This window comes from Ruegeria sp. CI5, assembly GCF_056536885.1.
On sequence record NZ_JBQFQN010000001.1, the window covers coordinates 602968 to 617450 of the forward strand.

At 61.9% G+C, this 14483-nt stretch carries 15 protein-coding genes; 5 read left to right on the forward strand and 10 right to left on the reverse strand.

Annotated features, from left to right (window positions below; all coding sequences use genetic code 11):
- Positions 1 to 155: 155 nt before the first annotated feature.
- From ACR0BA_RS03000 to ACR0BA_RS03030, 7 genes are all read right to left on the reverse strand, one after another.
- A complete protein-coding gene (locus ACR0BA_RS03000) occupies positions 156 to 1382 on the reverse strand; it encodes a hypothetical protein (RefSeq protein WP_480726373.1) in 1227 nt (408 codons plus the stop codon).
- On the reverse strand, positions 1379 to 2881 hold the full coding sequence (locus ACR0BA_RS03005; protein ID WP_480726374.1) for a vWA domain-containing protein: 1503 nt from the start codon (positions 2879 to 2881) through the stop codon (positions 1379 to 1381). The genes ACR0BA_RS03000 and ACR0BA_RS03005 overlap by 4 nt, the downstream gene beginning before the upstream one ends.
- A complete protein-coding gene (locus ACR0BA_RS03010) occupies positions 2878 to 3861 on the reverse strand; it encodes a vWA domain-containing protein (protein ID WP_480726376.1) in 984 nt (327 codons plus the stop codon). Before ACR0BA_RS03010 ends, ACR0BA_RS03005 begins: the two co-directional genes overlap by 4 nt.
- Complete coding sequence (locus tag ACR0BA_RS03015) at positions 3861 to 4334, reverse strand: DUF4381 domain-containing protein (RefSeq protein WP_480726378.1); 474 nt, start codon at positions 4332 to 4334, stop codon at positions 3861 to 3863. The genes ACR0BA_RS03010 and ACR0BA_RS03015 overlap by 1 nt, the downstream gene beginning before the upstream one ends.
- Positions 4331 to 5278 carry a DUF58 domain-containing protein gene (locus ACR0BA_RS03020; protein ID WP_480726380.1) on the reverse strand — a complete coding sequence of 316 codons (948 nt, stop codon included), beginning with the start codon at positions 5276 to 5278 and terminating at the stop codon, positions 4331 to 4333. Before ACR0BA_RS03020 ends, ACR0BA_RS03015 begins: the two co-directional genes overlap by 4 nt.
- A 20-nt stretch (positions 5279 to 5298) precedes the next feature.
- Positions 5299 to 6276, reverse strand: a complete 978-nt coding sequence (locus ACR0BA_RS03025; RefSeq protein ID WP_480726382.1) for an AAA family ATPase — start codon at positions 6274 to 6276, stop codon at positions 5299 to 5301.
- A gap of 131 nt (positions 6277 to 6407) precedes the next feature.
- The gene (locus ACR0BA_RS03030) at positions 6408 to 7493 is read right to left on the reverse strand and encodes an AI-2E family transporter (protein ID WP_480726384.1); all 1086 of its coding nucleotides are present in this window, start codon (positions 7491 to 7493) and stop codon (positions 6408 to 6410) included.
- Between the two features lie 171 nt (positions 7494 to 7664).
- Between ACR0BA_RS03030 and ACR0BA_RS03035 the strand changes: the two genes are divergently transcribed.
- The 3 genes from ACR0BA_RS03035 (at position 7665) to ACR0BA_RS03045 (ending at position 10754) form a co-directional block, all read left to right on the forward strand.
- The gene (locus ACR0BA_RS03035; RefSeq protein WP_170432538.1) at positions 7665 to 8531 is read left to right on the forward strand and encodes a YihY/virulence factor BrkB family protein; all 867 of its coding nucleotides are present in this window, start codon (positions 7665 to 7667) and stop codon (positions 8529 to 8531) included.
- Positions 8528 to 10450, forward strand: coding sequence for a multiheme c-type cytochrome (locus tag ACR0BA_RS03040; RefSeq protein ID WP_480726386.1), 1923 nt, complete (start codon positions 8528 to 8530; stop codon positions 10448 to 10450). The genes ACR0BA_RS03035 and ACR0BA_RS03040 overlap by 4 nt, the downstream gene beginning before the upstream one ends.
- 97 nt (positions 10451 to 10547) lie before the next feature.
- Positions 10548 to 10754, forward strand: a complete 207-nt coding sequence (locus tag ACR0BA_RS03045; protein ID WP_170363418.1) for a hypothetical protein — start codon at positions 10548 to 10550, stop codon at positions 10752 to 10754.
- On the opposite strand, the gene ACR0BA_RS03050 is transcribed toward ACR0BA_RS03045, so the two are convergent.
- The 3 genes from ACR0BA_RS03050 to ACR0BA_RS03060 are packed head-to-tail and all read right to left on the reverse strand — an operon-like array spanning position 10755 to position 12988.
- On the reverse strand, positions 10755 to 11471 hold the full coding sequence (locus ACR0BA_RS03050) for an RlmE family RNA methyltransferase (RefSeq protein WP_170339056.1): 717 nt from the start codon (positions 11469 to 11471) through the stop codon (positions 10755 to 10757). It lies immediately after the preceding gene.
- A 52-nt stretch (positions 11472 to 11523) separates the two neighbouring features.
- Positions 11524 to 11859, reverse strand: coding sequence for a hypothetical protein (locus ACR0BA_RS03055; protein WP_480726388.1), 336 nt, complete (start codon positions 11857 to 11859; stop codon positions 11524 to 11526).
- A gap of 16 nt (positions 11860 to 11875) precedes the next feature.
- Positions 11876 to 12988 (reverse strand): Ppx/GppA phosphatase family protein, encoded by a 1113-nt coding sequence (locus ACR0BA_RS03060; protein WP_093962132.1) that lies wholly within the window; start codon positions 12986 to 12988, stop codon positions 11876 to 11878.
- A 237-nt stretch (positions 12989 to 13225) separates the two neighbouring features.
- Here ACR0BA_RS03060 and ACR0BA_RS03065 point away from each other — a divergent pair, with 237 nt between their 5' ends.
- The gene (locus ACR0BA_RS03065) at positions 13226 to 13522 is read left to right on the forward strand and encodes a virulence factor (protein ID WP_093962131.1); all 297 of its coding nucleotides are present in this window, start codon (positions 13226 to 13228) and stop codon (positions 13520 to 13522) included.
- A 26-nt stretch (positions 13523 to 13548) separates the two neighbouring features.
- Positions 13549 to 14475, forward strand: a complete 927-nt coding sequence (locus ACR0BA_RS03070; protein WP_480726390.1) for a methylenetetrahydrofolate reductase — start codon at positions 13549 to 13551, stop codon at positions 14473 to 14475.
- Positions 14476 to 14483: the final 8 nt, after the last annotated feature.

A 14483-nucleotide genomic window follows, 5' to 3' on the forward strand; every position in this document is an offset into this window, starting at 1 on the left:
TCAGGCGTTTCGGCAAAAAGGGGGAATCAAGACAAGCCCCTCTAGGCAATTGATAACTATCACAAGGACCAATCTAATAATACTTATGTTTGAAGACAGCGCCCTGGGATTTGGCTCAGATTGGGTTGACGTTAGGTAAGAAATTGGCAGCCGCGTCAGGGATTGAGCTGGGGCAAGGCGGATTTAGAGTGGCCTAGGGGGCGGGCGATACGGTCAAGGCAATCTCGGACCTTGCTCCAGTTTTCCGCTTGTTGATCGCCGCCGCCATATCTGGACGCGCCGATTTTGGCCAGAGAAGCCTCGAATTCAGCGGTGTCTGGCGGGTCGGCCAGTCGCCGTTTCCAGACTTCCAACTTTTGATAAACACGGGCCAAGTCTTGTTGGCGCACAGCCTGCTTGAGTTCCGAAAAGGCATGCGCTGCCGAGGCCAGCCTGCGTTGCCTGGCCGCTGCCCAGCGTGCCAAAAGAACCGGATGTAGTTTGCGAAAAACAAACCATAATATCACGACCCCAATGAAGAAATAGCCGACCAGCTGCAGAACGGTTTCCCGGTCCGGAGGCTGCCAAGGCGGCGGCGCAAGAACGAGGTCGACGGAATCGGCGCGCGCAGTTTCAACCTTGTTGGTCTTGAGGTTGAACCAATCGATCTCGACAGCCGGCAATTGGGTCTGTCCGCCGTCCTGAGCCACATAGGTCACGCGGTCGGTTCGTTGGCCGGACAGAACGCCCCGGTCTTCGGTTTCCGTCAATCGGGGCTCATTGGGATAGGCCCGCAACAACGGGTCCTCGATCTGGGGCAACAAAGGCGGGATCATGATCGGGGTCGTTCCGGTGATCTTTGCCGTCAGGGTGCGGGTCAGTGCGTCTCCGGTTTGAAGGCTGGTATCGCCCTCAATCTCCTGCGACAGTTCGAACCCGTCAGCGATTATCAGGGGATCCAATCCTCGGGCTGCGTCAGGAATCCCGACTGTCAGGCGAACGGCAGGCAGGGGAACCGAGACCTGAACGGGATCGTTGGTTTCGGGATCGGCAAATGTCACCTGCACCTCGGCAGCGGCGAAATCATACGTGCCGGGGGCCAGCGGATACAGCCGATAGCTGCGCTGAACCCCTGACCATGTTTCGCCCTCAACGCTCTCGCTGACCGGCCCAGAAGCGCGATCGGGCAAGCGCACCAGAAGATTTTCCTGTTCAAGCGATGGAAAGACCGGCGGATTTGGCATGTAGGTCGGCACCAGCACCTTCAGGCGAACGATGGCGGGCTGGCCGACGATTGTCGGATCCTCAGGCACTTCGATCGTGACGCGGGGCTGGATGTCCTTTGCTTGCCCCAAAACCTGGGCGGGGCTCAGAAGCAGCATCAGGAGCACAAGGTACCTCATTGGGACCGCTCCTGATTTTCAAGAACGAACCGGCTGCGCAGGAAGTCCTGCATATCGGTGTCGATGGCGCTGATCCACTGGTCGGCTGACAGGGGCGCGGCGTCCCCGGTCTCGGCCTGTTGCGTGGTGTCCGCGCCCAGACCGGCTTCGTTGTCGAACACCACGTCATCAGCCCCGATGCCCGCTTCCTCGCCGGTATCGGATTGCTCGCGGGTGGATTCGACTTCGGCCAGAATGGCTTTGGCGACGGCCAGGTTGTACGCGGCCTCCGGCCAATCCGGGCGGCGCTCCAGCGCGGTTTCAAAGGCTGCGATGGCCGGACGATACTCTCGATTTCGGATGCGGGCCATGCCTTCGGCAAACGCCGCTTCGGGCGTTGAAAGCTGAGCAAAGGTCTCGGAGGCTTCCGCATATTGCCCGGCTTTTAGCTGCGCATACCCTCGGTGATACGGATCCTGAAACAGGGTGCTGGCGGCGGCGTAGTCCTTTTGGTTCATGGCGATCTGGCCCTGCTGGTCCGGGGTCAGGAACCAGTCCCGCCAACCGTCTGCACGCGCGCCGGTCGGCGGCAGAAACAGCAATGCCACCAATCCCCAGCGAATGACCCAGCCACGTCGGAACCACAGAAGCGCGATCAAGGCGACGGGCCAGGCCAAAATCCAGGCGCGGTCCTGCCAGTCGACGCGATCATCCTCGCCCAGGGCTGCGGAAAAACTGCGGGTGATCCCGCGGTTCAGCCGGGCGATGTCGCGGTCGTCGCCCGAGAAGGGAACGATCGTGGCGCTGCGCAGGCCGTCCAGTTGGGGAATCTGGCGGCCATTCGGAAGCATTGTCAGAAAAAACAACGGGGTATCAGATTGTCCCAACGCGGCAACCTGTTGCGGATCGATATCGTCGAGTACGAAGAGAACCGCGCCTGTGCCCATCTGATCGCCCAGAATGTCCTGCGCCAGCGTCAGCGCGTCACCGGCGGCATCGCCCGCAACCGGCATGACCGCCGGGGTTAACCCTTCCAGCAAGGGGCGCAGAATGTTGGCGTCTTCGGTCAGCGGCGCGACGCGGTGTGCGGATCCGGCATAGGCGATCAGTGCGGTGGGAGCACCTGCGCGGGTGTTGATCAGATCGGTGATTTTCAACTTGGCACGGTCCAACCGTGACGGCGCAAGGTCTGCCTCCTCCATGCTGTCGGTGACCTTCAGCGCGATCACCAGCGGCGCGGTGTCCGCGATCAGAGGGTTCGGCGCCCGTGACCATGTCGGCCCTGCCACCGCAAGAGTCAGAAGGCCGCCGGCGAGCGCGGCGAGGTCCAACGGACCGACCCGCCTTTGATTTTCGGCCCCCAGACGCAGTGCCTGCGCCAGGTGAGGCGCGATGCCCGCCGGCAGGTCCGAGCTGCCGGATCTGCGCGGCCGGGTCAGCCACCAGACAGCGGCAATAGGCAGCAACAGCAGCAACCAGTAGGGGCGCAGGAAATGAAACTGGGCAAGAGCGTCGATCATGCCGCGCGCCTCCGTCCCTGTGAGAGGCGAAGGCCTAGCGTGCTGGCGAGGATGAGGAGCAGCGCCGCCGCCAGCGGATAGTGCGCAAGGCTGACCCTCGGGCGGTAGCTTTGGGTTTCCACCACGCGAGGGTTCTGGGCGTCGATCTGCTGGTAGACCTCTGTCAGGGCGGCCTCATCATCGGCAAAGAAATACTGGCCTTGGGTTTTGTTGGCGATGTCCTTCAGCGCGTCCAGATCGACTCGGTCTTCGCCCGTGGCATCCGGGTCGCCGACGCCGATCGTGTAGATCACGACACCCTTGTCCGCGGCAATCGACGAGGCATTGACCGGCGTCATGCGGCTTGAGGTGTCGGCACCGTCCGACAGTACGATCATCAGGCGTTTGTCCACCTCGCTCGACTCGAAGGTGCGGATGCCCAGCCCGATCGCATCGCCCAGCGCCGTGTTCGGACCCGCCATGCCGACGGCGGTCTGGTCAAGAAAGCCGTTGAGGCTTTGCAAGTCCTCGGTGAACGGGGCCTGAACGAAAGCGCGGGTGCCGAAGATGATCAGCGCCATCCGGTCACCGTCGCGCGCGGCGATGAAGGCGCGCAGAACGTCCTTGACGGCCTCCAGCCGCTGCTTGGGCGTGCCATCTGCGGCCTTGAAATCGCGCTGGTCCATCGAACCCGAGATGTCCACGGCCAGCACCACATCGCGGGCGGATTTTTCGATGACGATCGGGTCGCCGAGCCGTTCGGGCCGGGCCATTGCCAGAACCAGAAGCACCCAGATCACGATCGCCAACCCGGTTTGCATGCGCGTCCGTCTCAGGGTTACCGAGCCGGATTGCGGCTCGGCCCCGGCCGCGTGGGCGACGTGGCGAAAGAACGGGATGCGAATGGCATCGACCCGCTGCCGGTGTGGTGGAGCAAAGAAATAGACCAGTGCCGGCAGCGGCAGCAGAAGAAACACCCAAGGCGCGGCGAAACTGAACATCAGACCGCCCCCTTGGCCCGATGCGACTTGATCCAGTGCCGCGCCAGTTCGGTGGCATCCGGATCGGTGCCCCCCTTGCGGTAGGGAGCGGCCGCCAGATTGCCGAGGGCAGAGGCGGAAAACCCGGACAGATCAGCGGTTTGAACCAGAAAATTCGTCCAGTCGTCACCGGTCAAACTGGCCACCTGAGACCGGTGAAAGGCGGCAAGGGCGGCACGGCGCACGATCTCGGCGACTTTGGCCGGGTCATTCTGGCATCGGTCCAATTCCTTCAGGGCAAGGCGCCGATAGGCATTTGCCTGCCGGTGCCGCCAGATCGTCACGAGGATCAGACCAAGCACGAGCAACAGCGCCACCGCCAGAACAACCCAGCCCCAGGTCTGCGGCACCATGGAAATCGGAGCCGGCTCGGGCGTCGGTTTCAGCATGTCCAGAAGCTCGACCAGTGATTTGCCTTCGGTGTCCGGGGTCATAACCGCCCCCCTTGATGGCCGAACAGCCTCAGGATCTGGGCCAATGCGGGCTCGCCGGTGGTCAGCGGGACGACGGGAAACCCGTATCGGCGCGACCAGGATTGCAGCTGCGCCAGTCTTTGTTCCATCGCTTGGGTCACGCGGTCCGACATTTGACGGTCTGACGCGTCCAGTTCGATCTGCTGGTCGCCGTCCGAAACCGTCAGCCGAAGCTCGGGCGGCAAGTGGTGCGAGATCGGGTCGGAAATGTCGAACAGGATCAGGTCATTGGAATGGGCCAGGCGGCGCAGCAGCCGTTCGGACCCGTCGGTCAGGCCGTCAAAATCCGAGAATACACAGACCAAGGCATTGGTATGTGCGACGCGCGCAGCCTGTTGCAGCACTTGGTTCAGCGAGACCATGGTTTGCGGGCGCAACCCAGCATGCAAGCTGCAATTGAGCGCGCCGAGCGAGGACAGAAACCGCCGCAAGGCCGCCGGGCGGCGTTGTGGTCGATGTTCGGCCAGGTCGGTATCGCCGAACACGATACCGCCGACGCGGTCGCCCTGTGCCAAGACCCGATGGGCGGCGATGGCCGCGGCCTCGGCCGCCACCACCGATTTCATGTAAACTTGGGTACCGAAGAACATCGAAACCCGCTGATCCACCAGCAGCAGCGCCGGGCGGTCACGCTCTTCGGTATAGACGCGCACATGCGGCTCGCCCGTTCGGGCCGTCACTTTCCAGTCGATCGTGCGGATGTCGTCGCCGGGCAGATAGGTGCGCAGTTCCTCGAAATTCAGGCCGCGCCCGCGCAGGCGCGAGGCATGGCGGCCGTTCAGCACCGAACGGGCAGGCTGCCGGGGCAGCAGGCTGAGCGCGCCGCTGCGCCCGCCGAGGCTCAGCAGGTGGCGGGCATCGACGTGGATGCGTGGGTCGCGGGATGTCGCTGCGGTCGGGGACACGCGGCTCTCCTTTGTTGCGATCAGGGCAGGGCGACGAGTTTCAGAATTTCGTCGATCACGTCATCGGCTGTCTTGGCGTCGCCCTGCGCTTCGAAACTCAGCGTGATACGGTGGCGGAACACGTCATGGGCAATGGCACGGATGTCGGCCGGGTCGACATAATCGCGCCCGTTCATCCAGGCATGGGCCCGGCCGCATTTGTCCAGCGCCAGCGATGCCCGCGGACTGGCGCCGATCTCGATCCACGCGGCGAGGTCATCGCTGAGCGCGGACGGCGTCCGGGTGGCTTGAACCAGATCGGCCATGTACCGATCCATCGCATCCGAGACATGGATCTGCCCGATCTCCTGCCGGGCGGCAAAAACGGCGTCCTGCGGGATCGGTGAGGGTTTCTCGGCGGTGGTTCCGGAATTGGCGGCGGTGTCCTCGCCTCGGACCAGACGGATCACCAGCACCTCGTCCTCTACCGGGGGGTAGGTGATCTGCACATGCATCAGGAACCGGTCCATCTGCGCCTCGGGCAGCGGATACGTACCTTCCTGCTCGATCGGGTTCTGAGTGGCCATCACGATGAACAGCGGCTCCATCTTGTGGGTGGTGCCGGATACGGTGACCTGCCGTTCCTCCATCGCCTCAAGCAGCGCGGCCTGAACTTTGGCCGGCGCGCGGTTGATCTCGTCCGCCAGGACGATGTTGGCGAAGATCGGGCCGGGCTCGAACCGAAAGGTGCCGCCCGCGTCGGTCTGGGTATAGACCTCGGTCCCGGTCACGTCGGACGGCAGCAGGTCGGGCGTAAACTGGATGCGGCTGAATTCGGCATCAAGATTGCGCGCCATCGCCTTGACGGCGCGGGTTTTGGCCAGGCCGGGCAAACCTTCGATCAGCAGGTTCCCGTTGGCCAGCAGCCCGATCAGAAGGCGGTCGATGACCTGTGTCTGTCCAATGATCGATTGGGCCATCCGGGCTTTCAGATCGTTGATTTGGTCAAGCGGTGTCATGGCGGTCCAATCATCAGAAACGGTCAATCATGCGTTTGCGCCGGACCCGCTGGATCTTTTCGGTCAATCCATTGCAATATTTGAAAGTTAGCAGCGCACCTCGGGCCGATCCACCCCCGATTTCAGGGCGTTTAGCCCCGATCAGGACCGTGCGACTTGACGTCGTCGGCCAGACGTCCATCCAGCGACATCAGGACGGCGATAGGGCGCAGGGCCGGAATGTGGCTGAAGATGATCAGAATGCACACGGTCAACGGAACGCTGAGAAACGCGCCGATCAGGCCCCAGACCGTGGTCCAGAAGGTCAGCGCCAAAATCACAAGAAAGGTCGACATGTTCAGCGAGCGGCCCAGCAGGGCCGGATCAAGGAAGTTGCCGATCAGGAATTGGATGGTACCGCACCCGAAGACGATGATCAGGAACGGGCCGATCGTCTCGAACTGAACAAGGGCGATCATCGCGGGAAAGATCACGGCGATGATCGACCCGATTGATGGGATGAAGTTCAGGGCAAACGTCAGAACGGCCCAGGTTTCCGCGTATTCCAGACCCAACACGCGAAAAACCGAATAGCTGATTCCAGCGGTAACGAGGCTGATGAAGGTCTTGACCCCGACATAGCGCTGCAAGCTGAAGGTAATCGCATCCAGTACCGAGGAAAGCTCGGCTCCGGTGACGGGGTTGCCGGCCGCAATCCGCAGCTTTTTGCGGAAGGCCAGCCGTTCGGCCATCAGGAAGGCCACATAAAGGCTGATCAGGAAGAACTGGTTTAGCATCGAGGTGGCGCTGCCCAGCAAAATCCGCGCGACCGAGGTCATGTCGATGCTGATCAGGTTGTCCCTGACAAAAGCGGTGACATCATTCCCGACCAGACCGGTGACGCGGTTGATCACGCCGTCGAACTGGCTTTCATAGGTGCCCGCGGTTCGCGCGAACTGCGTGGCCTGACTGCCGAGGATGTAGGTGATCATGAACAGGCCTGCCAGAACCACTGTGACTGCGGCCAGGTTGGCAAGCCAGACCGGAGCGCGGGTCAGTGCGATCACCCGATCGCTGAGTGCGATGATCAGCACGTTGATCAGCAAGGCCATGGTCAGCGGAACCAGAAAGCTGGCGCCTGCGTAAAGCCCCAGAACCACAAGCGTCAGCACGATGGTGACGTCGCGAACGACACTCAACCTCAGCGGTGTGCGGGTGGGGGGCTCTGATGGCGTCATGCGGGGCCTCGGCAATACCGGTGCAAGCCGGCAGCGATTGGAGTTTTGTGGGGCAATCCTGCACAGGCAGCGGGCTTTATGCAATCGGGCCAGACAGTTATTCGGTAGAATCTCGTGCAATTGGCACATTGGCCGGTTCTTCCAACGCGGATTGCAGGCTAGAGTTTCCCAATGACACGTCTTTCGATTCCCGTTTTTGGCCGGTTTGGCCGGGCGCTGTGGCTGGCGGTCCAACGCTTTGGCGACAAAAACGGTTTCGTCATGAGCAGCCATGTGGCGATGTCGCTGATGCTGGCGCTGTTTCCGTTTGTTCTTTTCACCGTCGCTTTGGCCGGGTCGTTGTCGCAGGGATATGTGACGGACGAACTGATCGAGTTGATATTCGGTGCGTGGCCACAAGACGTGGCCCAACCCATCGTGGCCGAACTGCGCGCGGTTCTGGACGGGTCGGGTTCGGGTGTGATCACGCTGGGCGGTCTGCTGGCCGTCTACTTTGCCTCGAACGGAGTGGCGGCCGTACGTGCCGCCATGAATCAGGCCTATCATGACAATGACAGTTGGCCATTCTGGAAGACGCGCCTGCTGTGCCTCGGGTTGGTCATTTTGGGCGGAGCCGCGATCCTGCTGATCGCGGCGGTTGAGCTGGTGCTGCCGGTCTACACACGTCTGGTGTCCGAGAATACGGCTGTGGACGTGGGCGAGTGGCTGTCGGTAGACCGTTTGCGGTGGACCTTCACGGTGGCGGTGCCGGCGGGAACGGTCTTACTGGCCCATCTGATCCTGCCGACCAAGCGTCACCGCATCATGCAAATCCTGCCCGGTGTGGCGTTGACCCTTCTGTTGTGGGCGGCCGGAGGGTGGGGGTTCTCGGTCTATATCGCGCAATTCGCGACCTACAGCGCCACCTATGCTGGCCTGGCGGGGGCCATGGCCGCGTTGATTTTCATGTATCTGTGCGCTGCCATCCTAATTTTCGGCGCAGAGTTCAACGGCGCGCTGATGGACATCAACAACCAGGGCGAGGTCGGAGCTTCATGAGAAATTGGCACCGCATCGCCTGGGGCATTGCGTTTTCCGGATGCGCCCTTTTGCAAAACGTCGGTTGGGCTTGGGCGCAGGACTATGTCGGCTCGGACGCTTGTCGCGATTGTCATGACGAACAGGTGCAAGCCTGGGCGGGATCCCACCACGGCTTGGCCTGGACAGAGCCCACGCCTGACACCGTTGTGGCCGATTTCGATGATACGACCTTTTCTCATGACGGCATGACCGTCACGTTTCGACGGGAGGGGTCGGACTATCTTGCCGACGTGACCGAGAAAGACGGCCAAAGCCAGCAATACAGGGTTCATTCCGTGGCGGGGATTGAGCCGTTGCAGCAATACCTGTTTGAAACCGAGCCCGGCCGATTGCAGAGCTTTGATGTGGTCTGGGACACGCAGGCCGGGCGCTGGTACCACCTGTATCCGGATCAGGACTTGCCGCCAGACGATGGGTTGCACTGGACCGGCCCCTACAAGAATTGGAACGGCCGCTGCGCGGAGTGCCACGCGACAGGGTTCGAAAAGAACTTTCAGCCGCAGACCCAGTCCTTTGCTTCCGAGCAGGTCGAGATCGGCGTGGGCTGTGAGGCCTGCCATGGCCCCGGCTCGGCCCATCTGGATTGGACAAAAGGTCAGCCCGCACCTGCCGGGCTGAACGAGTTTGGATTTCCGATCATCTGGGGTACGGGCGACGCCGAGGTCGAAATTCAGCAGTGCGCCGGCTGTCATTCCCGCCGTGAAGCGCTGGAGGACGGAAACCCGCTACCGGGCACGCCATTTCACGATGCCTACAATCTGGCGCTTCTGCGTCCGGGTCTGTACCAGCCCGACGGCCAGATACTGGACGAGGTCTATGTCTATGGATCTTTTCTGCAGTCCAAAATGTATGCGCAAGGCGTCGGCTGCCTGAATTGCCATGAGGCGCACAGAGCAACCTTGAAGGCCGAGGGCAATGCGGTCTGTACGCAGTGCCATTCTCCGGCCGGCAATCCCGATTTTCCATCACTGCGAAAGGCGCAATACGACGATCCCTCACACCATCACCACCCGGAGGGAGGCGAGGGGGCGCAGTGCAAAAGCTGCCACATGATCGAACGTCTCTATATGGGCGTCGATGGCCGGCGCGATCACAGTTTCCGTGTTCCGCGCCCCGATCTGGGCTTGGGAGAGGATGCCTGCACTGATTGCCACACGGATCAGGATCAGCCCTGGGCCGCCGCCGCCATCAATGACTGGTTCCCGGACTCGGATCATCGTACGCCCCATTTCGGCACGGCATTCGCCCCCGCATTTGCCGGAGAGGTCGAGGACCCGGCCGCGTTGCTGGCTGTTGCTCAGGACGGTGCGCAACCCGGCATCGTGCGGGCGACGGCCGCCTATCTGCTGCAACCCTTCGCGACCCCCGAAATGGCCGAGCAAACAGCAGCGATGCTGACGGACGAAGACCCATTGGTTCGCGCCAACGCGGCGGTGTTGCAGTGGGCGGCAGGGCTGGACGACAGGGTGGCCCGGTTGTCGCCGCTGTTGTCCGACCCAGTGCGAAGTGTGCGCCTTGCCGCTGCCAAGGAGTTCCTGCCCATTCCCGCCGCGGCTTTGACGCCTCTGCAGCGCAACAACGCGCGTGAGAACATGGCGGATTGGCAGCGCTCGTTGTCCAACCGTCTGGATTTCCCGGAAACCCACCTGGTCCTTGGGGGGATGGCGCTGACGCTGAGAAACCCTGTCGCCGCCGAACAAGCCTTTCGTCAGGTGGTATCCATGGATCCCCAGCGCGAGGATGCTTGGCCAATGCTGATCCAGCTGGCCCAAATCAACCGCGGCACGGATGCAGCCCGTCAGGTGTTGGATGAGGGTCTTCGGACTCTGCCCGACAGCCCAGCGCTTCAGGATCTTGCGCGGCAACTGGGCCGGTAAACCGGCATCGAAGCGACGCAGTTGCGCCATTTTGCAGTCCCATTTGCCGGCCAACATCCATGGTCAAGTCATTGACCAGTTCAGGATGTGGTTATCCATGTTGTATTTGAAACGCCCGTCGACAAAGCTCGACCAACCTGTGGCAACGCGCCGGGTCTCGCTGGATCAGCGGATCGACGAGTTGCGCAACAAGCCGGCCACGTATCTCAACCATGGCGAGGCGTTGCTGCTGCAGGGGATCGCGGCGGCGTCGTTGCGGCCGCAGCGGATTGTAGCCGACAAGATCGCGCTCGACGACGATTGATCAGCCCCGAAAACCGGTTGCCACCACGAATTTTTCCGAACTGTCCGACCGTGAAGCTGGCGGTTTGACATTTGCCACTTTCTCGAACTTCTGCTTCAGCAGTTTCTGCAGATCGCCCTCGGCGCCACCGGCCAGAACTTTTGCGACAAAGGTTCCTCCGACCTCCAGCACGTCAAAGGCGAAGTAGGCGGCGGTTTCGCACAGCGCCATGATCCGCAGGTGGTCGGTCTGCTTGTGCCCGGAGGACGCAGCGGCCATGTCCGACATGACAACGTCGGCCTTGCCGCCAAGCCACTGTTTTACCTTCTCGTCGGCATCGTCTTCCATGAAGTCCAAAACGTGGGTTTCGGCACCCGCCACGGGCTCGACCTCTTGCAGGTCGACGCCCAGAACCGTCCCGATCCGTTTGCCCGATTTCTCGCCCAGCGCATTCACGCGTTTGACCGCGACCTGGCACCAGCCACCGGGCGCGCAGCCAAGGTCGACCACGCGTGCGCCCGGAACCAGAAAGCGGAACTTGTCGTCCAACTCCAGAATCTTGTAGGCCGCGCGACCCCGATACCCTTCGGCCTGCGCACGCTTGACATACGGATCATTCAGCTGCCGCTCGAGCCAGCGGGTCGAACTGAGCTTGCGTCCGCGCGCGGTCTTGACCTTGACCTTCAGGTCACGCTGCCCGCGTCCCGAAGTGTTTTTGCCGCTGGGTTTCTTGGCCATTGAAAAGGTCTCCTGAAGACTGCGAGGCCTTTACCCGCTTGTTCATGTGGCATCAAGCCGATGATATCGACCGCTCCATCAATAGCAGATCGGGCCAGGGCGTAGAAACACCAAATGCCGCCCATCCCAGACCGTTCAAGACCTTCCCGCCGAGGGTGCCGGATGTCGGCGGTGACGCCGAAAAACTGTGCAGCAGTTCTAGTGCCTCTGCCGAGTCGACAGCTGGCACGGCGATCCCAATGCCGCCAATCGCCAAAGCATAATGCGGAACGGTGTTGGCGACATGAAAACCCGGGCCGAATACCTTGAACCCGGCAGCCTCAAGCGCACAGATCGTGGTTGCGGCCGTCGAAACCCGGTAGGCGATCGCTATGGTCGCAAGCGGCATTCAGCGCAGAGCTTTCTCAAAACGGCCCGTCTTCCAGGACGCCATCGGCGCTCATCTGTGCATAAAGCAAACCCTCGCGCAGCCCGCGGTCCGCCACCGAGAGGCGGTCGGTCGGCCAGCAGCGCAACAGCGCCTGCAAGATGGCAGATCCGGACATGATCAGGGCCTGCCGGTCCTCGCCGATGCGCGGATCGCGACGGCGGCCTTGAGGGCCAAGCTCCAGATAGCCGCGAATGACCTTGTCGATCTGATCGCTGGTCATGCGCAGGCCGTCCACCTTGGTCCGGTCATAGCGTTTCAGGCCCAGATGAGAGGCAGCGACCGTTGTGACGGTGCCGCTGGTGCCAACGATCTGAAACCCCTCGCGGGCCTGTTCGTCCTTATAGGGCGCAAAATCGGCGAGGTTTTCTTCAAAAAACCAACTCATCAGGGCAAAGCGGGCAGCATCGTCTTCGACATCGTGGAACTGATCGCGCAGTGTGGCGACGCCTAGTGGAACGCTGATCCAGTCCACCACCTTGGCGGCGGGAAAAGGACTGTCGACCGTGTGAAACCCGTTGTGCAGCCGCATGATCGCCGTTGAACGGTCGCGTCGCGGAACCGAGGACAGGTCGATCCAGACCAGCTCGGTCGAGCCGCCGCCGATATCCACGACCAGCAACTGCTCGGTCTTGGTGCTGACCAGCGGAGCACAGGAAATGACCGCCAGACGGGCTTCTTCCTCGGGTTGGATGATTTCAAGGGTCAGGCCGGTCTCACGCTTTACCTGACGTATGAAGTCGCGTGAGTTTCGGGCGCGGCGGCAGGCTTCGGTCGCCACCAGCCGCATGCGCTTGACCTTGTTGCGTTTCAGCTTTTGCTGGCAAATCCGAAGGGCTTGAATGGTACGCGCCATGGAGGACCGCGACAGCCGTCCGGTCCTTTCAAGCCCCGAGCCCAGTTGCACGGACTTCGAGAAGCTGTCCACCACATGGAACCCGCTGCCCTTAGGCTGGGCGATCAACATGCGGCAGCTATTTGTTCCCAGATCCAGCGCAGCATACAGGGCGTCTGGATCGGGTCTTGCCGGCGCGGGGCTTTCGACCACCTTCGGGAACGCGCCCGCACCTTTGGGACGCTTGGGCGCCATCGTCACGCCCTCCGATTTTCGAGTTACCCCGACCTTAGGTCGCGGGCGCGCGTCGTGCAAGACGCTCATTAAAGTCATGAGGATTTTGATGGACCCCGACACTGGAGAAACCGGTGCAGGGCCTGTATCCCGAATTGCAAAACGTCGCTGGAAAAGCCCCGGGTGTCGAAATCCGACCGACCCGGCCCCACATAGCCGTTTAGAACCGGACCATCTGGTTAGGAGGAATCAAGACCAATGCCTGACGTCACCATCGTTTACTGGCGCGACATCCCCGCTCAGGTCATCGTGGGCAAGGGCCGCCGTGGCGCAAAACGACAGTTGGATGTGCGGTTCGAGCAAGCCATCGACCGCGCCGCCATGAAGGTGAACGCCAAGGACAGTGATGCCTATCTGGCCGAGTGGCGCAAAGCCGAGCCGTTCGAGGTTGAGGGTGACCCGACCGAGATCGCTGAGGCTGAAGCGCTACGCCTGGAAACGGAATACGATCAGGACCGCATCAAGGCCCTGATCGCAAATGACGGTTGGGCATGAGCCCCAGATCTTTATGGGAGGCCGCAATGGCTTTGCTGAACTTCAAGAAACGTGATGCGGCCGATAAGGCCCCGGTGAACCCGACCGTCGAAGCCTTTTTGCAGGGTTATTCGATCGAAGTCATGCCGCGCACAGCCGAGAAGGTCGAGGATTTCCGCGACCTGCTGCCCGAAGGCACGCGCGTCTACATCGCCCATATCGAGGGCACGCCCATCGAGGACATGGTCAAGACCGCCAAGCGGATCGCGGCCGAGGGCTATCCTGTCATGCCGCATTTCCCGGCCCGCATCATCAAGGACGCGGCGACGCTGGAAAACTGGATCGCTATGTATCAGGGCGAGGCCGGCGTCGAGCAGGCGTTGCTGCTGGCCGGGGGCGTTGCCAAGCCCCATGGCCAGTTCGACAGCTCGATGCAGTTGCTGGAAACGGGTCTGTTCGACAAGGCGGGCTTCAAGCGTCTGCACGTCGCAGGCCACCCCGAGGGCAACAAGGATATCGACCCGGACGGTTCGACCAAAAACGTGGACGAGGCATTGCGCTGGAAGCAGAAATTCAGCGAAACCACCGACGCCGAAATGGCGCTGGCCACCCAATTCGCCTTTGATGCAAAACCGATCATCGCATGGGCCGACGGCCTGAAGGCGGCCGGGATCGACCTGCCGATCCACATCGGCATCGCCGGCCCAGCCAAGCTGCAGACGCTGATCAAATTCGCGATCGCCTGCGGGGTGGGCCCCTCGCTGAAGGTGCTGCAAAAACGCGCCATGGACGTGTCCAAGCTGCTGCTGCCCTACGAGCCGACCGACGTGATTACCGAGTTGGCCCAGCACAAGGCGGCCAACCCCGACTTCAACATCACCAACGTACACTTCTTCCCGCTTGGCGGCATCAAGACCAATGCCAACTGGGCCATCGAAAACGGCGGCGCCTCGGCGAAGCCTGCAAACTCCTAAGGACCGGA